Source organism: Lysinibacillus alkalisoli (assembly GCF_014643595.1).
Classification (GTDB): Bacteria; Bacillota; Bacilli; order Bacillales_A; family Planococcaceae; genus Metalysinibacillus; species Metalysinibacillus alkalisoli.
Window position 1 is genome coordinate 46,134 of record NZ_BMJT01000012.1, and the last position, 20,061, is coordinate 66,194.

At 36.1% G+C, this 20,061-nt stretch carries 23 protein-coding genes; 16 read left to right on the forward strand and 7 right to left on the reverse strand.

Annotated features, from left to right (window positions below):
• Positions 1–97 precede the first annotated feature (97 nt).
• The 7 genes from IEW44_RS14300 to IEW44_RS14330 all read left to right on the forward strand — a co-directional run bounded on the left by IEW44_RS14300 (position 98) and on the right by IEW44_RS14330 (position 5,811).
• Positions 98–430 (forward strand): YtxH domain-containing protein, encoded by a 333-nt coding sequence (locus tag IEW44_RS14300; protein ID WP_188615742.1) that lies wholly within the window; start codon positions 98–100, stop codon positions 428–430.
• An 18-nt stretch (positions 431–448) separates the two neighbouring features.
• Positions 449–1,393 (forward strand): YihY/virulence factor BrkB family protein, encoded by a 945-nt coding sequence (locus IEW44_RS14305; RefSeq protein ID WP_229704262.1) that lies wholly within the window; start codon positions 449–451, stop codon positions 1,391–1,393.
• 194 nt (positions 1,394–1,587) lie between these two features.
• Complete coding sequence (locus IEW44_RS14310) at positions 1,588–2,976, forward strand: TldD/PmbA family protein (RefSeq protein ID WP_188615743.1); 1,389 nt, start codon at positions 1,588–1,590, stop codon at positions 2,974–2,976.
• Positions 2,976–4,319: a TldD/PmbA family protein gene (locus tag IEW44_RS14315; protein WP_188615744.1), complete on the forward strand. Its 1,344-nt coding sequence runs from the start codon at positions 2,976–2,978 to the stop codon at positions 4,317–4,319. Before IEW44_RS14310 ends, IEW44_RS14315 begins: the two co-directional genes overlap by 1 nt.
• A gap of 175 nt (positions 4,320–4,494) precedes the next feature.
• A complete protein-coding gene (locus IEW44_RS14320; RefSeq protein ID WP_188615775.1) occupies positions 4,495–5,049 on the forward strand; it encodes a TetR/AcrR family transcriptional regulator in 555 nt (184 codons plus the stop codon).
• 14 nt (positions 5,050–5,063) lie between these two features.
• Positions 5,064–5,423 (forward strand): DMT family transporter, encoded by a 360-nt coding sequence (locus IEW44_RS14325; protein ID WP_188615745.1) that lies wholly within the window; start codon positions 5,064–5,066, stop codon positions 5,421–5,423.
• 1 nt (position 5,424) lies between these two features.
• Positions 5,425–5,811 (forward strand): DMT family transporter, encoded by a 387-nt coding sequence (locus IEW44_RS14330; RefSeq protein ID WP_188615746.1) that lies wholly within the window; start codon positions 5,425–5,427, stop codon positions 5,809–5,811.
• Between the two features lie 74 nt (positions 5,812–5,885).
• Here IEW44_RS14330 and IEW44_RS14335 read toward each other — a convergent pair whose 3' ends face one another.
• The 3 genes from IEW44_RS14335 to IEW44_RS14345 form a co-directional block, all read right to left on the reverse strand.
• Positions 5,886–7,790, reverse strand: a complete 1,905-nt coding sequence (locus IEW44_RS14335; RefSeq protein WP_188615747.1) for a heavy metal translocating P-type ATPase — start codon at positions 7,788–7,790, stop codon at positions 5,886–5,888.
• A 267-nt stretch (positions 7,791–8,057) separates the two neighbouring features.
• The gene (locus IEW44_RS14340; protein ID WP_188615748.1) at positions 8,058–9,593 is read right to left on the reverse strand and encodes a fumarate hydratase; all 1,536 of its coding nucleotides are present in this window, start codon (positions 9,591–9,593) and stop codon (positions 8,058–8,060) included.
• Between the two features lie 127 nt (positions 9,594–9,720).
• Positions 9,721–9,876, reverse strand: coding sequence for an SE1561 family protein (locus IEW44_RS14345; protein WP_188615749.1), 156 nt, complete (start codon positions 9,874–9,876; stop codon positions 9,721–9,723).
• Positions 9,877–10,148: 272 nt separating this feature from the next.
• Here IEW44_RS14345 and IEW44_RS14350 point away from each other — a divergent pair, with 272 nt between their 5' ends.
• The 5 genes from IEW44_RS14350 (at position 10,149) to IEW44_RS14370 (ending at position 14,259) form a co-directional block, all read left to right on the forward strand.
• Entirely contained in the window at positions 10,149–11,324 is a 1,176-nt protein-coding gene (locus tag IEW44_RS14350) for an MFS transporter (RefSeq protein ID WP_188615750.1), read from the forward strand.
• An 805-nt stretch (positions 11,325–12,129) separates the two neighbouring features.
• Complete coding sequence (locus IEW44_RS14355) at positions 12,130–12,750, forward strand: NUDIX domain-containing protein (protein WP_188615751.1); 621 nt, start codon at positions 12,130–12,132, stop codon at positions 12,748–12,750.
• A 170-nt stretch (positions 12,751–12,920) separates the two neighbouring features.
• Entirely contained in the window at positions 12,921–13,388 is a 468-nt protein-coding gene (locus IEW44_RS14360; RefSeq protein WP_188615752.1) for a GNAT family N-acetyltransferase, read from the forward strand.
• A gap of 261 nt (positions 13,389–13,649) precedes the next feature.
• Positions 13,650–13,904, forward strand: coding sequence for a hypothetical protein (locus tag IEW44_RS15940; protein WP_229704263.1), 255 nt, complete (start codon positions 13,650–13,652; stop codon positions 13,902–13,904).
• Positions 13,905–13,962: 58 nt separating this feature from the next.
• Complete coding sequence (locus IEW44_RS14370) at positions 13,963–14,259, forward strand: hypothetical protein (RefSeq protein ID WP_188615753.1); 297 nt, start codon at positions 13,963–13,965, stop codon at positions 14,257–14,259.
• A gap of 12 nt (positions 14,260–14,271) precedes the next feature.
• Here IEW44_RS14370 and rlmD read toward each other — a convergent pair whose 3' ends face one another.
• Together rlmD and IEW44_RS14380 are read right to left on the reverse strand one after the other, a co-directional pair.
• Positions 14,272–15,627 carry a 23S rRNA (uracil(1939)-C(5))-methyltransferase RlmD gene (gene rlmD, locus IEW44_RS14375; protein ID WP_188615776.1) on the reverse strand — a complete coding sequence of 452 codons (1,356 nt, stop codon included), beginning with the start codon at positions 15,625–15,627 and terminating at the stop codon, positions 14,272–14,274.
• Positions 15,628–15,691: 64 nt separating this feature from the next.
• Positions 15,692–16,591 (reverse strand): TIGR01777 family oxidoreductase, encoded by a 900-nt coding sequence (locus IEW44_RS14380; RefSeq protein WP_188615754.1) that lies wholly within the window; start codon positions 16,589–16,591, stop codon positions 15,692–15,694.
• A 96-nt stretch (positions 16,592–16,687) separates the two neighbouring features.
• Between IEW44_RS14380 and recX the strand changes: the two genes are divergently transcribed.
• Genes recX through IEW44_RS14395 form a run of 3 tightly spaced genes read left to right on the forward strand, consistent with a single transcriptional unit; the run spans position 16,688 to position 18,066 of the window.
• Positions 16,688–17,494, forward strand: a complete 807-nt coding sequence (recX, locus tag IEW44_RS14385) for a recombination regulator RecX (protein ID WP_188615755.1) — start codon at positions 16,688–16,690, stop codon at positions 17,492–17,494.
• Complete coding sequence (locus tag IEW44_RS14390; protein ID WP_188615756.1) at positions 17,487–17,813, forward strand: YfhH family protein; 327 nt, start codon at positions 17,487–17,489, stop codon at positions 17,811–17,813. Before recX ends, IEW44_RS14390 begins: the two co-directional genes overlap by 8 nt.
• 1 nt (position 17,814) lies before the next feature.
• The gene (locus IEW44_RS14395; RefSeq protein ID WP_188615757.1) at positions 17,815–18,066 is read left to right on the forward strand and encodes a YfhJ family protein; all 252 of its coding nucleotides are present in this window, start codon (positions 17,815–17,817) and stop codon (positions 18,064–18,066) included.
• A 41-nt stretch (positions 18,067–18,107) separates the two neighbouring features.
• Here IEW44_RS14395 and IEW44_RS14400 read toward each other — a convergent pair whose 3' ends face one another.
• Both IEW44_RS14400 and IEW44_RS14405 read right to left on the reverse strand, forming a co-directional pair.
• Positions 18,108–18,779, reverse strand: a complete 672-nt coding sequence (locus IEW44_RS14400) for a class I SAM-dependent methyltransferase (RefSeq protein ID WP_188615758.1) — start codon at positions 18,777–18,779, stop codon at positions 18,108–18,110.
• Positions 18,780–18,799: 20 nt separating this feature from the next.
• Positions 18,800–18,952, reverse strand: a complete 153-nt coding sequence (locus IEW44_RS14405; RefSeq protein WP_188615759.1) for a hypothetical protein — start codon at positions 18,950–18,952, stop codon at positions 18,800–18,802.
• Between the two features lie 96 nt (positions 18,953–19,048).
• On the opposite strand from IEW44_RS14405, the gene IEW44_RS14410 reads away from it, so the two are divergent.
• The gene (locus IEW44_RS14410) at positions 19,049–20,059 is read left to right on the forward strand and encodes a helix-turn-helix transcriptional regulator (RefSeq protein ID WP_188615760.1); all 1,011 of its coding nucleotides are present in this window, start codon (positions 19,049–19,051) and stop codon (positions 20,057–20,059) included.
• Positions 20,060–20,061: the final 2 nt, after the last annotated feature.

Genomic DNA, 20,061 nt, shown 5'->3' on the forward strand with positions numbered 1-20,061 from the left:
GTGATAAGCTGTTTTTTGGTAAGATATAAAATAGAGTAGCGTTTTATGCTAAACGCGAAGGGGAATAGAGTAAAACATATTTTAGGAGGACATAACAATGGCGAAAAGCAAATTAGTATCTTCAATGATTTTAGGAGCATTAGCAGGAGCAGCAGTTAGCATGTTAGATCGTGCTACTCGCGAGCACACAGTAGCAACTACTAAAAAAGTGGCTTCGACAGTATCCTATTACGCATCAAACCGTGATGAATTACAAGAAAAGATTGCTGAAAAAATTGAACAAGCACAAGGCTTTTATGGTGGGGCATCTGATACGGTACAATCACTATTAGGCCAAGTTGATGGCTTGAAAGGCATGCCTGAAACATTACAATCGATGATTAGTGATACAAAATCAGCATTTGAAAAGCAAAATGAAGAGCAGCGTTAAGTCATAAGGAGGGGTGGCATGCAGGGCGAACAAATGAAGCGCAGTAAAGAAGCTGTATCATTGGTAAAGTCATATGTATCACCAGACTTAGAAGAAATTGATATGACGACATGGAAAGGATTTTTACAAGATTTAATCTTGCGTACACAGCGTGTGGATATTTCAGCACAAGGTGCGCAATTAGCGTATTTCTTTTTGTTATCTTTTTTTCCATTAATTATATTTTTAGTGACTTTACTACCCTTTTTAAATTTACAAGTGAGTCAAATTTTTGATTTCTTGCAAAATTTAATGCCTAAAGAGATTTATCGCATGTTGGAAAAGCCATTAAACGATATATTGACGAATCGTAATGGTGGGTTATTATCTATTGGTATTTTAGCAACGATTTGGTCAGCCTCAAAAGGGATTAATGCGTTAATGAATGGATTGAATAAGGCATATGATACAACGAATGTACAAGGTTTTAAAACACGTGTATTATCACTAGTATTTACTTTTGCATTGGCGATTGTCATTTTACTCACCTTATTATTACCTGTCTTTGGTCAGCAAATCGTAAATTTCATTACACATTATATGCATATTGATTTAGGCTTCTTAAAAATCATTAATATTTTAAGTTGGGCAACACCACCATTATTAATCTTTGTTGTGTTGATTGGCATGTATTGGTTTGTACCCAATTTGTCACCACGATTAAAATTTAAAAGTGTGTGGTTAGGTGCTGTATTTGCTACAGCAGCTTGGATGTTACTCACGTATGGTTTTTCTTTTTATATTTCGCATTTTGGTAATTATTCTGCTACCTATGGCAGTATTGGTGGGGTCATTATGTTGATGTTATGGCTGTACTTCACAGGTATTATTTTAATTTTTGGTGGCATTCTCAATGCTTCTATGAATAAAAGAGCTGTTACTTTTCAACAACTTAAGGAACAACAGCAACAACTCAAAGCATAATAGTAACGAGTGGGATATAAAATAAGTGGTAAAGGGAAGACGATCTTTCCTCTTACCGCTTTTTTCTTTTTTAGTCGTTAGCATACATAGTAAATCTAAGAGTCATTCATCTCTTCTCTAGTAAACGTATGACTTGCATAAAGTGCACGCATTCCACTACTCTTATACTATGGTTCACACAGGAGGGAATTTATATGTTAAAGCAAACAACAATTGATAATGTGATTACAGCAGCGCTTTCAACAGGTGGCGATTTTGCTGAGATTTTTGTAGAAGATAAAATTTCAAGCCGTTTAGAGATGCAAACATCACAAATAGAGCGCGCTATTACTGGCCGTGATTATGGTGTAGGTATACGTATTTTCTCAGGATTACGCAATGTGTATACTTATACAACTGATGCAGAGGAAGGCAATCTGATCGAGGTGGCTAAACGTGCAGCAGCAGCCTTAAAAGGAGATGATACTCATGTGCAACCATTAACGCGTGAAGAAGCACAAATCGTAAATGAAATTACACGTATGCCAAGTGATGTAGCATACGACGAGAAAGTGCGTATACTGAAAGAAGCAGACCATATTGCCCGTGCTTATAGTGATAAGATTACACAAGTGCGTGTTAATTATATAGAAGATGAGCAACGTGTTATGATTGCGAACTCAGAAGGAAAGTTTGTGGAAGATTTACGTGTACATACACGATTTAGTATTATGCCTACAGCTAAAGAGGGCAATCAGATACAAACCGGTCATTATGGACCAGGTGCCTCAGCAGGTTTTGAGTTTCTTGAAAATTTAAATATTAAGCATTATGCCACAGAGGCTTCTCGCATTGCAGTGACGATGTTAAAGGCAGAAGAATGCCCAAGTGGTAAGTTTCCTGTCATTATTGATAATGAATTTGGTGGTGTAATATTCCATGAGGCTTGTGGGCACGGTTTGGAAGCAACGGCTGTAGCTAAAGGAAACTCGGTATTTGCAAATCGTATTGGTGAAAAGGTGGCATCGGATTTAGTTACTTATATTGATGATGGTACATTAGCGAATGAGTGGGGCTCCTTAAATATGGATGATGAAGGAGAAGCGACGCGTCGCAACGTATTAATTGAAAACGGTATTTTAAAGGGATATCTTGTAGATAAATTTAATGCAAGACGTATGAACACAGCACTAACAGGCTCTTCTCGTCGACAATCTTACCGCTACAATCCTACATCTCGCATGACGAATACATTTATTGCAAATGGCACATCAACACCAGCATCCATTATTCAAGATACAGAATACGGGATTTATGCAAAGTATATGGGCGGGGGTTCAGTAAATCCAGCTACAGGTGATTATAACTTTGCTGTTATGGAAGGGTATATTGTTGAAAATGGCGAGATTAAACAACCGATTAAAGGGGCTACATTGATAGGAAATGGTGCAGAGACTCTTTATAAAGTAGATCGTGTAGGTAATAATTTAGCACACGGTGCAGGCATGTGTGGTTCTGTCAGTGGGAGCATACCTGTAAATGTCGGGCAGCCGATGATTCGCGTGAGTGAAATGACGGTTGGTGGCACAAAGGAGGAAGTATAATGAAGCTACAACAATTTGAAGCACTACTATTACAAGCGTCTAAAGAAGCTAACTTACAACAAGCAGAAATGTATGCCGAACGCAGTACATCTCTACTAATCAAAGTGTATAACCAAGATGTGGACGCTTATGAAACATCGCAACAAGGTGGTGTTAGTTTTCGTGCAGTACATCAAGGCAAAATGGGTTACGCGTATACAGAAAAGATCACAGAGGATAGTATTCCATTTTTAATTGAAGCAGTGAAGGAAAATGCTGAGGTATTAGAAGTAGAAGATGAAACGACTATTTTTACAGGGAGTACAGATTATGCACAAGGTGATTTTTACAAACCCAAAGCAGCAGCAGCAACGCCTGAACAAATGATTACATTATTAAGAAATATCGAAAAAGAAATTAAGGCATATGATGAAAGAATTATCAGCGTGAATTATTGTCAGTTACAACAATATGAAGGCGAACGCCAACTGGCTAACAGTTTAGGTTTGCACTTGTATGAGAAAGGCAATGGCCTTATTGTGTTAGCGAATGCTGTCGCCAAAAGTAATCAAGAAACAAAGACAGGAGCTCATAGTGCGCAAATTCACGATATTACTACTTTTGACTGGCAGACATTTGCTCAACAAGTAGCAAAAAATGCAATTGCTTTACTAGGAGGCCAATCCTTACCGTCAGCTTCATATCCTGTGATTTTAGAAAATAAGGCTGCGGTTTCTTTACTAAGTGTATATACGAATGCCTTTTCAGCAGAGCAAGTGCAAAAAGGCATGTCACGTCTAGACAAGCAGGTGGGCAAGCAAATTGCATCTTCTGTATTGACCATCATAGATGAGCCTCGTTATAAAGAAGCATTAACACAAACAACATTTGATGCAGAAGGTGTAGCAACAATACCAACAACCATTATAAAGCAAGGCTATTTACAAACGTTTTTGCACAATCGACAAACAGCAAAAAAAGCAGGAGAGACAACAACAGGGCATGCAGCAAAGGCATCTTATAAAGATACCTTAAGTGTAGCGCCACATCATTTTGTAGTACAACAAGGTACAGAGTCATTCCAAAAGATGATGAGCACTATTACGAATGGTATTTTAATTCATAGTTTAACAGGATTGCATGCAGGTGCTAATAGTGTGTCAGGTGATTTTTCTTTGGCCGCAACAGGTTTCCATATTAAAGATGGAAATATTGCAAGTGCTTTGAAGCAGATGACGATCGCAGGTAATTTCTTTACATTATTACAAGATGTACAACAAGTGAGTAATGATGTGTATGTGGGCTTTGGAAGTGTAAGTAGTCCTTCTTGGTATTTACCGTCGCTAGCTGTAACAATTGAATAATAATCAGTTAACACTACAGAGCAATCATAACGTTCTGTAGTGTTTTATTATGGATTTAAAGAAGTGATATATTATAAGGTTTTTCCATGTTGATTTGCGATTTTTTTCTGAATGGTATATAATGAATGACAATCAGTCATTATAGGAGGAGGTAAGAGTATTGAGTAAAAAAGAAATGATTGTAGCTGCAGCAATAGAAGTTTTTAAGGAAAAAGGTGTGCATAAAGTTACAATTTCAGATATTGTTAAGCGCGCAGGTATTGCACAAGGTACATTTTATTTATATTTCTCGTCTAAATGGACGTTAATGCCAGCTATTGCAGAAGAAATGGTAGAGAAAACATTAGCAATGGTAAATGAGGAAGTAGAACAACAAGCAGATTATGAGCAACAGCTTCAACAAATCATTCATGCGATTTTTGATGTATCAAGAAAATACCATGACATCCAAGCATTGATGTATGCAGGACTCGCGTCAACAGAACATCTTAAGGAATGGGAAACCGTATACGCTCCCTTATATGATTGGTTAAGTGAATGGATTACTGCTGTGCAAACAAAAGGCAGTATACGCGAGGATATTAAACCGGAAGCTATATCTAAGTTAATCATTGGTTTAATTGAGTCTGCAGCAGAACAAATTTATTTGTATGACACAGATAAAGAGGCTCAAGCGATTACTCAACAAGAGCAAGTATATGAGTTTATTATGCATGCCCTCAAAAAATAAAGGAAGGTTTTATCATGAAAACAGGTAAAGAACGCGCATGGTTATATGTTGCGTTAACGAGCTTTTTTGAATTAGTTTGGATTTTTGGCTTTAATATTGCTAGTGCATGGTGGCACTGGATTCCCATTATTATTTTTATTTTTGTAGATTTCTACTTCTTAACAAAAGCATGCGAGCATTTACCAACTGGTACAGTATATGCGATATTCGCAGGTGTTGGTACAGTAGGTGTAGCTATTATGGATGTTTTATTCTTTGATCAGTCTCTAAGCTTAGCTAAAGTGATCTTTATGTTTATTGTCGTTGTAGGTGTGATGGGATTAAACATTGCTGATAGTATAGATGAGAAGAAAGCAAAGGAAGGTTTAGAATAATATGGGCACATATGAAACAGCAGCAACATTGGATTTCGTCGTAGATGCTGTACCAGGGCTATCAAGTACAACATTAGGTTGGATTTTAGTCATTTTAGCCGCTGCATTTGAATTTTTGGGCGTTATTGGTTTGAAAAAATACAGTGAGCATAAAACGTTGTTTAATGGTTTTATTTACTTATTAGGTTTTGGTGGCGCATTTGCTTGGTTATACTTTTCTTTTGAATATTTACAAGTGAGTGTGGCATATGCTGTATGGATTGGGATTGGTACAGCAGGGGCAGTCATTATTAATATGCTGTTCTTTGGGGAATCTAAGAGTGTTGGACGAATTGCGAGTGTACTACTTATTGTCATAGGTGTAGTAGGTTTGAAATTTGTTTCGTAACTGAACAAAATCATCTCATAAAATAGGCACAGACGAAATGAAAACCGTCTGTGCTTATTGTAATTATGCTATTTTTAATCTTGTTTTCGCAACATGCGTAAACCATTTAAAATAACTAAAATTGTACTGCCTTCATGACCAATAACACCTAAAGGTAAATCTACTACTTGTAAAAAATTCGAAATAATAAGCAAAGCAATAACAGAAATAGAGAAGATGATATTTTGTTTTACAATGCGCTGCATTTTGCGTGATAGTTTAATCGCATAAGCAATTTTAGATAAGTCATTTTTCATTAACACCATGTCTGCTGTTTCTAAGGCAACATCAGTCCCTTCGCCCATAGCAATACCCGTGGTAGCAGTAGCTAGAGCAGGTGCATCATTAATCCCATCACCAACCATACCAACAAATTTATCGGACGCTAAATATTGTTTAATGTACGTAACTTTTGTCTCAGGTAAACATTCTGCAACATATTCGTCCACACCTGCCTCCTGTGCAATAACATGAGCGGTTTTTTCATTGTCACCTGTTAACATAACAACTTTAACACCAAGTTGTTTTAAGGCTGCAACCGCATCTTTAGCTTCCTGACGAACAGTATCCTTTAATGCCACAAGTGCTGCAATACCTTGCTCATCTTTCATAAAGATTACGGTTTTTCCTTCTTGTGCTAATCGATCTGCTGCATGATTAGCAAATTGTGCAGCCTCATCTTTACCAACAAATTCAGGCTTACCAACTGTGTAGTGATGTTGCTGAATGGTTGCTTTAATCCCCCAACCAGGGACATCTTCAATTGCGGGTTGAGTAAATTCGCCAACTTGTTGTTCTCTAGCATAGCGTGTAATAGCTTGTGCTAATGGGTGGTTAGATTGTGCTTCAATACTAGCAAGTGCATGCAAAGTCGTTTTCTCATCCAAATCAGGACGCACAATCATATCAGTCACAACCGGTTTGCCCTGTGTTAATGTACCTGTTTTGTCTACAGCTAAGACATTTAAGACGCTTAAATGCTCTAAATGTAAGCCACCTTTAAATAAAATCCCTTGTTTCGCACCATTTGAGATCGCCGCTAAAGTGGCAGGCATAATCGACGCTACAAGTGCACACGGAGACGCTACTACAAGTAATACCATCGCGCGATAAAATGTTGTCGTCCAGTCCCAACCTAATGCAAAGTGAGGAAGAAACATCATCACTGCTACAGTGATAAGAACGACATTGACATAAGTACCTTCAAATTTTTCGATAAATTGTTGAGATGGCGATTTTTCGCTTTGTGCAGATTGTACAAGAGCAATAATTTTTTGAAAGAGTGTTTCATTATTAGGCTTTGTCATTTCCATTGTAATGAGTCCATTTAGATTAACGGTACCTGCAAATACTTCGTCTCCTATATTTTTAGATACAGGTATAGGTTCACCACTGATTGCAGCCTCATCAATAGAAGATGTTCCTTTAACAATGACACCATCTGCAGGTACACGTTCACCAGGTTTAATTAATAAATAATCCCCAAGCTCAAGTGTATCAATAGATACCTTAACGGGCTCAAGATGATCACGTACTAACCAAGCCTCTTCAGGTTGCATAGCCATTAACGCCGAAATTTCTCTATGGCTTTTATTCATAGCATACGTTTCTAATGCGCCACTAACAGCAAAGATAAAGATTAAAATAGCACCCTCAGCCCAGTATCCAATAATAGCCGAACCAACAGCAGCCAATATCATGAGCAATTCTACATTCAAACGTTTATCTGCAATAGTATCTTCAATACCTTCTTTAGCTTTGGCAAATCCTCCTATAACAAATGCTGTTAAATAAGCAATGACTGACGCGGTTTCTAAACCAGCGACATTCAAGCGCCAAGCAATCAAAATAATGATACCAGAGGCCAATGCGGCAATAAGTTCACCATGTTCTTTTATTTTCTCATTTAATGATAATTTTTCTCGATTAGATGTATTCATAATAACCCTCCTGATAATGAAATTCAATTTCAAAATATTGATATTATAGCTTGTAATGAATTTAATACTATTTTTAAGCTGATGTGTATCTAATTCTTAATTTAAAATAATTATAACAAAGGATAAATTATAATCAACCATTTTATACCGATAACAATTATCATTGCGTAATAAAAAACCGCTACCCCTTACGTATGAAGGGATAGCGGTTTTGCTATAAATTTAAATTAATTTTTCAAGAAAAATCTAATTGAGAATACATGTTGATTAGAATACACGTTCGGCATGTTTTGCCAATTTCTCTAAAGAGGATTTATCCACATCAGCATGTAATGAATTACCATGAGAATCCATTGTAACAACTGCTGTAAAGTCTTCAACACCTAAATGCCACATAGCTTCTGGAATACCAAATTCCATTAAGTCCACACCATCAACAGATTTAATACAATCTGCATAGTATTGAGCAGCGCCGCCAATAGCATTTAAATATACACCACCGTGTTCTTCAAGTGCTTTAAGTGTTTTAGGCCCCATACCACCTTTACCAATAACAGCGCGGATGCCATAACGCTTCATAATGTCACCTTGATATGGCTCTTCGCGGATTGAAGTTGTAGGCCCAGCTGCTTTAACAACCCAATTGTCGTTTTCGTCTTTCGCCATAACAGGACCACAATGGTAAATAATTTGTCCGTTTAAGTCAACAGGTGCTTCCACACCTTCACCCATTAAGTGGTGGTGAATAGCGTCACGGCCTGTATACATGCGACCTGTAATAGACACAACATCACCAACATTAAGCGCACGAATTTGCTCTTCTGTAATAGGGGCTGTTAATTTTACTACTTCTTTTTTTGGTGTATCTTCTTGTGCGTCATCTTTAAATGTGATTTTTTCGCCATCTTGATAATGCCAATTTATAATCTCACCTGTTTCAGGGTTAAGATCAATAGCCATACGGCGATAAGCCCAACAGTTATATGCTACTGATACGTAAAATGAAGCGGGAATGCGGTGCATCACACCAATTTTACAGCCTAATAATGTTGCCTCACCACCAAAGCCCATGGTGCCAATGCCAAATGTATTAGATGTTTTAACGATATAGTCTTCTAATTTTGCTAGGTCAATATTAGGGTTTACATCATCAACACTGCGGAATAATTGTTCTTTTGCAAGATCGTAACCTGAAGAACGGTCGCCACCAATGCCGACACCGATGAAGCCAGCAGAACAACCTTGTCCTTGTGCTTGATAAACAGAATGTAAAATACATTTACGAATGCCATCTAAGTCACGGCCAGCACGGCCAAGACCTTCTAGTTCACAAGGTAAGCTGTATTGAATATTTTTATTTTCACAGCCGCCGCCTTTTAAAATAAGTTTCATTTCAATATAATCTTTTTCCCACTGTTCAAACTTTACAACAGGTACACCTTCACCTAAGTTATCTCCGCTGTTTTCACCTGTTAATGAGTCCACAGAGTTAGGGCGTAATTTTGCATCTTTTGTCGCTTGAGTAATGGCTTTTTTAATAATGTCTTTAATTTCAAGTTGATTTACGCCAATAGGAGTTTTGATTTTAAAAGTAGGAAGACCTGTGTCTTGACAAATCGGAGAAACGTTATCTTCTGCCATAACGATATTATTAGTAATCGTGTCTAAACTCATAGCTGCACGCGTACCAGCATTTTCCGCTTCTTTTGCGGCTTTAATCGCGCGTCGTACGTCTTTTGGCAAGTTAGTTGACGTTTCTGTAATTAAATCATAAATACTTTTCTCCAATGTTGCTAAATTCATGGTTATTTTTCCCCCTAAAATTAATTGTTACAACCACACTCATTATACTCTTTTCCCTACATTAAAAAAAGAGCGCTTACTTTTACGTTTGGTAAAAGTGAAACACTCTAAAAAATAGCTACTCTACTTATATTTCTTTCATTTTTTCTTCTAAATCATCAACCATCGAAATTAAACGGTCAATATCTGCTAATTCTGTCGTTTCAGGGTCTATTTCCTCTAATGCGTGTAAGAAATTCTCTAAGCGTTCTTTTAAGTAATCGACTTTATTTAACTCTGACATAAAATATCGCACCTCTTTCATAATCATCTTAATAGTAAAGCATTTTATTTTATTGCAAAATAAGCCTAAAGTATCAGATTTAAATTGGCAAGTAAAAGGCGCTGACAAACTATAGGTTTTTATTACTTGAAAAGAATATTTATTCAAATATATGATTAGCTTGAAACAGTGAATTTGGGTTAATTCGCTTAATAAGGGGTTCACAGTGTAGAAAATAATGTGGTACTATGAGGTGTGTTTTGCATAAAACAGCATAGGATTGGAGGCATCTTATGAAATTCTGGACGAATGAGGAGTCGCGACGCTTTTGGATTATTGTTGCCATTGTATCCATATCAGGCTTCTCCCAAGGTATGCTGCTACCTTTAATTTCTGTAATATTTGAACAAAACGGTGTATCATCAACCATCAATGGTTTACATGCAACAGGGTTATATATTGGCGTATTGTTAATATCCCCGTTTTTAGAGCAACCGTTACGTAAGTTTGGTTACAAGCCAATTATTTTAATTGGTGGGGCTACTGTATTTATCTCGTTGATGTTATTTCCGTTATGGCAGAGTATTTGGTTTTGGTTTGCCTTACGCTTAATTATTGGAGTAGGTGACCAAGCACTACATATTGCAACACAAACTTGGGTGACAAGTTCATCTGAACGTTCAAGTTTAGGTAAAAGCATGGCAATCTATGGTTTATCTTTTAGTATGGGGTTTGCTGTAGGACCTTTAATGGTTAGTTTATTAACTATTTCACAGGCATTGCCATTTATTTTATCATCAGTGCTATGTTTACTAGCATGGTCATTCGTCTTTTTTGTGAAGAATGAAAGACCAGAACGTTTGAAAGGTAATCCTAGTGAAGAAGGATGGAAACGCTATAAAACGACTATTATTGTGGCATGGGTGGCTTTTCTAGGCCCGTTCGTTTATGGTTTTTTAGAGTCGTCATTAAATGCATTATTCCCAGTGTATGCGCTACGCAATAATTTTAATGGCAATTTAGTACCTATTATGTTGTCTTTATTCACATTAGGCGGCATTTTAACACAAATACCTTTAGGAATGTTAGGCGATAAAATTGGAAGACGAAAGATTTTATTAGTAGGGTTTTTAGGCAGTAGTGTTATTTTCTTTATTGCCAGTTTAGTAGAGCATAGTGAATGGTCTGTGTTAGTTTGTTTCTTTTTAGCAGGCACTATGGTAAGTTCAGTATTTTCGCAAGGGATTTCCTATATGGCGGATTTAACGCCAAAACGACTATTACCAACAGGCAATTTATTATGTGGGATTGCCTTTAGTATCGGCAGCTTGATTGGACCAGTAGTTGGCGGCGTATTTATTGAGCATATACCACAAGTTAGTTTTCTCGTTTTTGTGGCAGTAGTGTTATTACTAGTAGGCTGTGTTTTATTATTTTTTGGAAAGCCAGCTAAACAGCATATCGGATAAAGGGGAAGGGATTTCATTATGAAATCCTTTTTTTGCATAAAAAAAGAGCGGGCTCATCTCCGCTCATTAAGCTAAGGCTGTCTAGCGATCCGCGCATAACGACAACCTTAGTTTGTGAAAATCAAAATGATAATCACATAGGTTTGGCACCTAGTTTGCAATTATACAGGTATTGATACAAGTTTGCAATATGTTTTATGACAAACTTTCATTAAGTGAATAGGATTGATGTAAAGTCTCAAGTAATCAAAAAACACCGCAAAGTTATGCTACATTTGCGGCGTCCTGTTATTATCTTTGTTTCAAAAGCAATTGCACAACACATTCCACCTGTGCTGAGTGTCGTACGTTGAAAAATACCGAGAAGTAGATTTGTTATCCCAAAATTTTAAAATAATTATGGAATCTTTTTGATCTTGCCAACAAGCTCGATATTGATGTAGAAGAGGCGTTTAGAAAGAAGAGTGAGATAAATATAGGAATTAAGATTAATACCCTTAAAATTTTAATGGTACTGCTAAAAAAGACTCTAAAAATAAAAAGAGAAGTTAATATCTTGGTAATTATTATAAAGTTTAAGTAGAATCCGGTTTTCGTTTAGAAGGCCGGATAATTTACGAACATTTTCTTACCGTTGTAAATCCGCATTTTCCTGACGCTACCCCTACTTGTTCTGAATGGCTAGAACATATAAATAGAATCTCAATGAAAGGTGGTTACCAAAGGACGCTTTGGATGCTTTTTTTTAATAATGATATAATATAGTTCAGCTTATAATTCATATTGCTATTTTAAGGAGGGGAACATGGAAAAAGAATTAAGTAAGGTTACATGCTTTATTACTAGAAAAAATGGTGACAAACTAGAACTTCTTTTAATTCATCATCCTAGTGCGGGTATTCAAATACCAGCAGGTACAGTCGAAATTAATGAGGACTTTTATGAAGCAGCTTATAGAGAAGCAACTGAAGAAACCGGTCTTAAAGATTTTATTTCATGCAAAATGATTGGAAGTAATGAACAAAACTTAGAAGGAAAATATATCATTTTTAATAAAGCAAAAATATATTCGAAACCTGATACTTCTAGTTTTCAGTGGGCAGAAATCCGAAGAGGTATTACTGTATTTCATGAACGAAAACATGGGGAATTCATACAAATATCATATAAAGAAGGAGATAAATATCCAGAACCAAATTATATATCCTATCAGATAACTGGATGGGTAGAGGAAAAAAATTTATCTTCAAAAATAATAAGACAATTTTATCATCTTCAATCAAACAGCGAGCTTGATGAATGGGAAATTGAAACTGATAATCATATATTTAAATTATTTTGGTCTCCATTAGACAACTTACCACCGATTATTTCTCCTCAAAATGAGTGGCTTACATACTTTTTAAAAGAAATGAATTTAGTTTAATTAAAAAACGAATTAATTATCCAAAAATTTATAAAGTATACAAAATAAAATAACGTTCCCAAATGATACTTTGGGGACTTTATAGGAAAAAATTCCAAACGGTGCTTTAAGAATATTTATTATATAGTCTGTTTAATTTAGAGAATACTTGATTGGAGTTGGTTGTCAAAGTGAAACTATTAGTACCAATGAATGAAGATGAATATAACACATACATAAAAGATAAAACGCAGAGGTATGCTCTCACACTTGAAGAAAACACTTTTGAGGTAATAAACGAATCTGCTTTTCTAAGGGCAGAAAAGGCAATTAGCGGGTATTTGTCCAATGGATTTAACACAAAAAATCATGAATTCTATAATGTTATAGAAAATAGAAAAATCGTAGGATATGTATGGTTAAAAGTAGTTGAAGAAAACAAAAGTGCTTTTTTGTATGAAATATATCTTAAAGAAGATTTTCGTTCAAAAGGAATTGGAAAAAAGGTTATGAACGAACTTGAATCCCTTTTATCAAATCGAGAAATTGCCTTCTTTAAATTACATGTTTTCGGAAGCAATGAACATGCAATCAATTTATATAATAATTTAGGATTTCATGTTGCAGGTATCAACATGTATAAAGAATTAGTTAAATAATATTTTGTATATAATATGAATTTCAATTTCAAAAAACGTTCCCAAATAAAAGTTTGGACATACACCAAAAAACCATGAATGTTGTGATATTAACGTTTCGTGGCTTTTCCTATGAATATTATTTATACAGTTTTTTATACAGGACGGTCAAACCATTGATGAAGCAGTGTTTTTACTTGTTCAGCGTGTGCTGTACCTTGAATAAAATAGTGTATATCCCTAACTATTATAAAAGCGTATCTGTTCGTGAGTCAGCTAAAAGTGAATTTGCACCAATATGGGTCACGGAGCAATCGTGCAGGTGAAACAGTAGACATGTACTTACAAGGCTTTCAACCTGATTTTATTTTATTCCTTGAGGATAGCAATTTTTATTTCCAAATATTCATTGTACCAAAAGGAATGAGCGGTGACAGGTTTGATATATTGGGGAATTTGTTTGATAAAAATAAATTTATGCAACTAATTTACGAGGATAATTTCGATGCGGCCAATGAATTAAAAAATACAGCCTAATATTAATAAAAGTCAAAAATTAATCAATTCTTCAAAAAAAGAATTGGAACCGAACGAGTTGAAAAAGAAAAGAATGTTAAATCTTTTATCTGATGGGAAAATCACTTCAGACGTCTATAATGATTACTCTGTAGAATACAGTTCAGAAAAAAATAGAATTATAGAAAAAATAAGTAAATATGAACTAAATAATAATGAAAAACTAATCAATATAAAATTAGAACATGTACAAACAGCTATAAGCCAGTTATTAAGCAGCAAAAAAATTGATTCAGAAATAATTAATCGTTTTATTGTTAAAATCGAAATTGATGCAGAAGGAAAACCGCAAATCCAATATAGATTTGCGGAATAGCTCTGCATCTTATTATTTTAAAGTTAACAACGTAACACATTCCACCTGAGAAGTTTGTGGGAACATGTCTACTGGTTGAATGTAAGTAACCTCATATAACGTGCTCAAGTCTTGCAAATCTTTAGCTAACGTTGATGGATTACAAGATGTGTAAATTAAACGACTTGGTCGCAATTTTTTCACTGTTGTAATAAAGGATTGTGTTAACCCTGTGCGTGGTGGGTCTACTGTAATAACATCAGGTGTGAAATCTTGTTTTTGCCAACGTGCCAGCACATCTTCTGCTTTACCTGTAACGTACTTAGCATGTGTGAAGCCATGTTTTTTTGCATTTTCACGTGCATTTTGAACACTCTCAGGTACAATATCCATACCGCGTACTTCTTGTGCCTCGTTAGCTAGCCATAAACCAATTGTGCCAACACCACAGTATGCATCTACAACGCTTTCTTTGCCAGTTAATGCAGCTGCCTTTTTAATTTCATTATATAAAATAACAGTTTGCGTAGGGTTCAATTGGAAGAATGCACGTGAAGCTAAGTCAAAGCCAAACTCGCCTAACGTTTCATGAATGGTTTCTTTTCCGTGAAGGAGATGAGTCTCTTCACCAAAAATGATTCCTGTTTTCTCCCGGTTAATATTTTGTGTGATAGAGACAATACTTGGGTCAATACGTAACATACGTGTCATTAATTCCTCTAGATGAGGGATGTCTTTACGTGTTGTTACAAGTACGACTTGTGTTTCACCCGTTTTTACCCCTGTGCGCACTACAATTGTACGAATGATGCCATCTAATGTTTTGCCATCATAAATCGGAATATTTAATTTCTGTAAAATTTTACGTGTAGCTACTGTAATTTTAGATGTTACAGGGTGTTGTACAAGACAATCATTAATATTTAATAATTGATTAGTGCCTGCTGCAAATAAACCCGCATATACACGCTTTCCTTCTTTACGTACTTGGAACTGACTCTTATTGCGATAATGCCAAGGCTCATCCATACCTAAGGTAGCATGTATTTCCGTTTGTTCTAATAGTTGTGGTGCATAACGCTCTAGCGCCTGTATGACGATATCGCGTTTTTCAACAAGTTGGTGTTCATAACGGATATGTTGCAATTGGCAACCGCCACATTCTTCATATACAGGACAAGGTGCTTGTTGACGATGTGGTGATTTTTCACGTATTTTCACGATTTTTGCCTCAGCAAAGCTACGAGATAATTTTGTTACTTGTGCTGTTACAACCTCTCCAGGGATTGCACCTTTCACAAATACAACATTGCGTTTAAAAAAACCAACACCTTCACCATTAATGCCTAAACGTTTAATCGTTAAGGGGAATTGTTGTCCTACCTTCATAATTGTTTCTGTCAAAACAGTCACGTCCTTTTTTCGTCATTCCATCATTATAACGAACAAAACACTATGCGTAAATGTTTTCTAAAGCCTGTTGTGCAGTAGGGTATTTAAACTCAAATCCATGTTTTTCAAGTTGTTGAGGCACTACGTGTTGTCCTTCTAAGACAAGTTTACTTTGCTCACCTAATGCGATTTGTAAAACAAAAGAAGGTACTGCGAGCCAATTAGGCTTATGCAATACATCGCTTAACACTTGAACAAAATCAGCCATGCGTAGTGGATGAGGGGCAGTGACATTAAACGGGCCTATGAGTTCAGGCGTTGTCATAGCGAAGTATAAAGCACGCGCTACATCATCAACATGTACCCATGACAACCACTGTTTACCACTACCAACAGGCCCACCGACATAATAGCGATAAGGGAGCGCCATAAGCGGTAGAGCACCGCCATCTTTTCCTAAAATGACACCAAAGCGCCCTGTCGCTACACGCACGTTTAACGCTTGTGCACGATTTGCCATACGCTCCCAATCACGCACGGTTGAACCTAAAAAATCTTGTGAAAAAATTTTATCTTCTTCTGTATAAATCATATGTTGTGAAGCAGGATAAATTCCTACAGCACTCGCATTAACGAGCACTTTTGGCGGCTGTGATAATTGCGTCATCATATCAATTAATGTAGATGTAGCTTGCATGCGACTTGCATAAATCTCATGCTTCTTTTTTTCTGTCCAACGTCCACTATTTAAAGAAACACCTGCTAAATTAACAAAGGCGTCCGCATAGCGTATTTCTGCAACGGGATCAGCTTCTTTTGAAAGCCATTGTACAAACTGCATGCCTTTTTCCATTCGAGATTTACCGCGTGTTAAAATCACAACTTCATGTCCGTCATTGTGCAATAAAGTGGTAAGCTTTTTACCAACAAAGCCTGAACCACCAGCTACTACAATTTTCATAATAGTGCCTCCTTTAGTATGATATTAGTATTACTATACCCCATGCATAAACCTTTAAAAAGCGTTATAATGAGGGGCAATAAAGGAGGGTGAGGTATGCAGGTCATCACAAAAATCACACAGCAAAAAAACAATGTTGAACGTTATAATATTTATTTAAATGACAAATATGCCTTTCCAGTGGACGAAGCAATCTTAGTGAAATATGCCTTAACAAAAGGAAGTGCTTTGACTCCAGACGAAATTGCTGAAATAAATTATGAAGACGAAATTCGAAAAGCGTATAACAAAGCACTCCATTATCTGTCTTTTCAAATGCGCAGTGAGCATGAGATTCAAGAAAAGTTACGCACATTATCATTTGGCGACGCTGTAATTTTAGAAGCTATTCAAAAGCTAAAAGCATATGGTTTTATTAACGATGAAACCTTTGCTACAGCTTTATTAAACACCAAAAAACAAACCATGAAAAAAGGCCCTAAAGCGATTGCTCAAGATATGCACAAAAAGGGAATCACCAAACAAACCCAAGAAGAAGTATTACAACAATATACAACAGATGAGCAACTAGAACTTGCAGAACAACTCGCTGAAAAAGTAGCGCGGAGTGAACAGCAGAAAACGCCTGCACAAATTAAACAAAAGATACAAGCTACATTATCACGTAAAGGGTATACATTTGATGTAATTAATGAGGTATTGCAACGGATTACACTAGAGCGAGACGATCAAGACTGGCGAGAGATGATACAGTTACAAGGTGAGAAGATTTGGCATAAACAAAGTAAGAAGTATGAAGGTTACGCATTAAATATGCGTGTTAAGCAGGCTTTATACCAAAAGGGATTTCCCAGTGATATAATTGAAACATTTATAAGCGAGAAGGAGAATGACAATGAGTGAATTATATGGTCAAATGGATGAACATGAATTGCGTCAAGAAATTGCTAATTTAAGAGAAAAGGCAAGAAAGGCTGAACAATTAGGCATCTTAAATGAGTTTGCAGTCTATGAACGGAAAGCGTTGATGGTCGCCTCTTATTTAATCGACCCTGCTACTATTACACCAGGTGAGATGTATCGTATTGATGGCACAACAGATGAATACTTTAAAGTAGACCGCTTAAAAGGTCGCTTTGCTTGGGGATATCGCTTAGGTAGTACTCAGTACGAAGAAGCCTTGCCAATATCATTATTAGCACCCATTAAGGTAGGGAAATAATATGGAGCGATATATAAACACATTGACAAAACAATTGATGGCAATGAATCCAACGATGACACAACATAAAGCACAAACATGGATTGAATTACTGTGGAGTGATTACGAAGCAACGTCTGCCAAAGCGGGCTATGATTATAAAGGGGCTGAACAAACAGCACAACTTGTGCAACAATTGATTACGAGTTATGGCGACAAGCTTCATTTATTTGCAAGTAAAAACCCAAAATTTATAGAGCTGTTAGAACAATAACATAAAGCACGACTGGAGTTTTCAGTCGTGCTTTATGATTTTTAGCGATATAACACAAAGGCATCAATAGCTAATGTTTTGAAATAAGGGACGGTTTGGGAAAAGCCGGCTTGAATAATCATGTCTTGTAAAGTGGTAACTGTAATAGGATGTGTACTTACACCAAAAGCAGCAGCAAATTGCGGGAAATGTGTAGGTGGCATACCTACACGTTGCATACTATGTTGCCAATAGGATAATTGTTCTTGTAAAACAGCACTATCATTAATTAAGGATAAATATAAACGACCTCCTTTTTTTAATTGTTTATGTAAACGAGATAACAGTTGTTGTTTATCTTTTTCAGTAGGTAGAAAGTGCATGAGTAAGTGACAAGTAATAACATCAAATTTTTGATCAGTGTTAAACGTTAAACAGTCTTGTTCATACCAAGTGATGTGTAATGCATGTAAATCAAATGTCGATTTAGCGATCTGAATCATAGTAGGTGACGCATCCACTGCTACAAAAGAGGCGTTAGGGTAATGTGCACCTAAGCATTGCAGTTCTTGCCCACCCCCAGCCCCAACGATTAAAATATCTTGGACTTGTTGCTGTGTGCGTATACTATCGAGCATTAAATCATAAATTAAATCATAACCTATAATTTTCTTTCGAATCGTATGTTGATACGATTCATCTGTATTTTTCCAATTAGATAATTGTGATGACATATGACAGTGCTCCTTTATATTCATAATAAATTTTTTACACGTTTAGCGTCATGTGAGGATAGTTTGTTATTAGTAATCATAAAATCTCCTACAATCGTTAAGGGTGCACCTTGTACAATAAGTAGGCGGTGACCAATGGCTAGGCCCTCATCTAAATATAGACGTTTCTTCAAAAAGAATCCTCCTCTGTTATAATGTAATTGATAACTATTCTTAATTGTAGACGATAGTAACGAGTGCTACTATCCCATAAATAGGGGGAATGTAAGATGACAAGTATCTCATTATGGAAGCGCCAATTGACCTATTGGAAAGAAAACTATGATAGTTTCCAATATCGGAAGCATATTATTACGCATTTACAAAAAGATATGCGTATTGATAGCTATTGTTTTTCAATAGTCGACCCACAAACTTTATGTTCGTTAGGTGCTGTGACGGATGAGGTAATTAACCAATTACATGGTAAGATAATTGCGCTAGAGCAACATCCAAATACAATAGATGCTTATCATGATTTATGGCAACATAACAACTATTTTCAAAGGTTAAGTGACACGAAAATAGAGGATAATTATCGTTATCAAAGGTTACTACGGTTGTCTGGCTACACAGATGAAATTAGGATGTGTTTGCCATGTGGGGCAGAGAATTATGGCTATTTGACATTGTTTCGCACGGAAGGTTATTTTACAAATTATGAAGCACAATACTTAGTAGCGTTGCAAAAAGATATCGCACAGCATTTGAAAGATTATTATTATGTCGTACCAACGACTCAATCAGGCGTATATGGCAATGGCTGTTTAATAATGAACCAAGTTCTTAAAGTGACTAGTGGCAATGAAGAAGGGCTATCTTTTATGTATTATTTACAACAACAAGAAGGCACTTTACACCTCCCAAAATTATTACAAACGCTTTATATGAAATGTCATAAAGAACAAGCGACGATTTCACTTTTGACGCCTATTAAAGATTTAGGTTATTTCAAAGTTACAGCGACAGTCGTTGCTACAAAAAATACAGAAATTATTATTCTTATCCAAGCAGCTACCAATGAAATGATTACTGCACATTTGATGCAAGCCTATCAATTAACAGAGAGAGAATCTGATATTGCAGTATTATTGATTCAAGGCAAAGCAACAAAAGACATTGCCAGCCAATTATCTTTATCACCACATACTGTGCAAGATTATTTAAAACAAGTATTCAAAAAGGCACAAGTGCACAGCCGTACAGAACTAAGTTGGAAGTTGTGTGGAGGGATCCCATAAAA

Bases quoted from the DNA above. Each gene is read 5' to 3' on its own strand.
- IEW44_RS14380 (WP_188615754.1), bottom strand. From the start codon at position 16,591: ATGAAAATTGTAGTAGCTGGTGGTTCAGGCTTTGTTGGTAAAAAGCTT.
- rlmD (WP_188615776.1), bottom strand. From the start codon at position 15,627: ATGAAGGTAGGACAACAATTCCCCTTAACGATTAAACGTTTAGGCATT.
- IEW44_RS14330 (WP_188615746.1), top strand. From the start codon at position 5,425: ATGGGCACATATGAAACAGCAGCAACATTGGATTTCGTCGTAGATGCT.
- IEW44_RS14400 (WP_188615758.1), bottom strand. From the start codon at position 18,779: ATGTCATCACAATTATCTAATTGGAAAAATACAGATGAATCGTATCAA.
- IEW44_RS14355 (WP_188615751.1), top strand. From the start codon at position 12,130: ATGGAAAAAGAATTAAGTAAGGTTACATGCTTTATTACTAGAAAAAAT.
- IEW44_RS14320 (WP_188615775.1), top strand. From the start codon at position 4,495: ATGATTGTAGCTGCAGCAATAGAAGTTTTTAAGGAAAAAGGTGTGCAT.
- IEW44_RS14410 (WP_188615760.1), top strand. From the start codon at position 19,049: ATGACAAGTATCTCATTATGGAAGCGCCAATTGACCTATTGGAAAGAA.
- IEW44_RS14300 (WP_188615742.1), top strand. From the start codon at position 98: ATGGCGAAAAGCAAATTAGTATCTTCAATGATTTTAGGAGCATTAGCA.
- IEW44_RS14315 (WP_188615744.1), top strand. From the start codon at position 2,976: ATGAAGCTACAACAATTTGAAGCACTACTATTACAAGCGTCTAAAGAA.
- IEW44_RS14325 (WP_188615745.1), top strand. From the start codon at position 5,064: ATGAAAACAGGTAAAGAACGCGCATGGTTATATGTTGCGTTAACGAGC.
- IEW44_RS14390 (WP_188615756.1), top strand. From the start codon at position 17,487: ATGAGTGAATTATATGGTCAAATGGATGAACATGAATTGCGTCAAGAA.
- IEW44_RS14305 (WP_229704262.1), top strand. From the start codon at position 449: ATGCAGGGCGAACAAATGAAGCGCAGTAAAGAAGCTGTATCATTGGTA.
- IEW44_RS14350 (WP_188615750.1), top strand. From the start codon at position 10,149: ATGAAATTCTGGACGAATGAGGAGTCGCGACGCTTTTGGATTATTGTT.
- recX (WP_188615755.1), top strand. From the start codon at position 16,688: ATGCAGGTCATCACAAAAATCACACAGCAAAAAAACAATGTTGAACGT.
- IEW44_RS14345 (WP_188615749.1), bottom strand. From the start codon at position 9,876: ATGTCAGAGTTAAATAAAGTCGATTACTTAAAAGAACGCTTAGAGAAT.
- IEW44_RS14310 (WP_188615743.1), top strand. From the start codon at position 1,588: ATGTTAAAGCAAACAACAATTGATAATGTGATTACAGCAGCGCTTTCA.
- IEW44_RS14395 (WP_188615757.1), top strand. From the start codon at position 17,815: ATGGAGCGATATATAAACACATTGACAAAACAATTGATGGCAATGAAT.
- IEW44_RS14335 (WP_188615747.1), bottom strand. From the start codon at position 7,790: ATGAATACATCTAATCGAGAAAAATTATCATTAAATGAGAAAATAAAA.
- IEW44_RS14340 (WP_188615748.1), bottom strand. From the start codon at position 9,593: ATGAATTTAGCAACATTGGAGAAAAGTATTTATGATTTAATTACAGAA.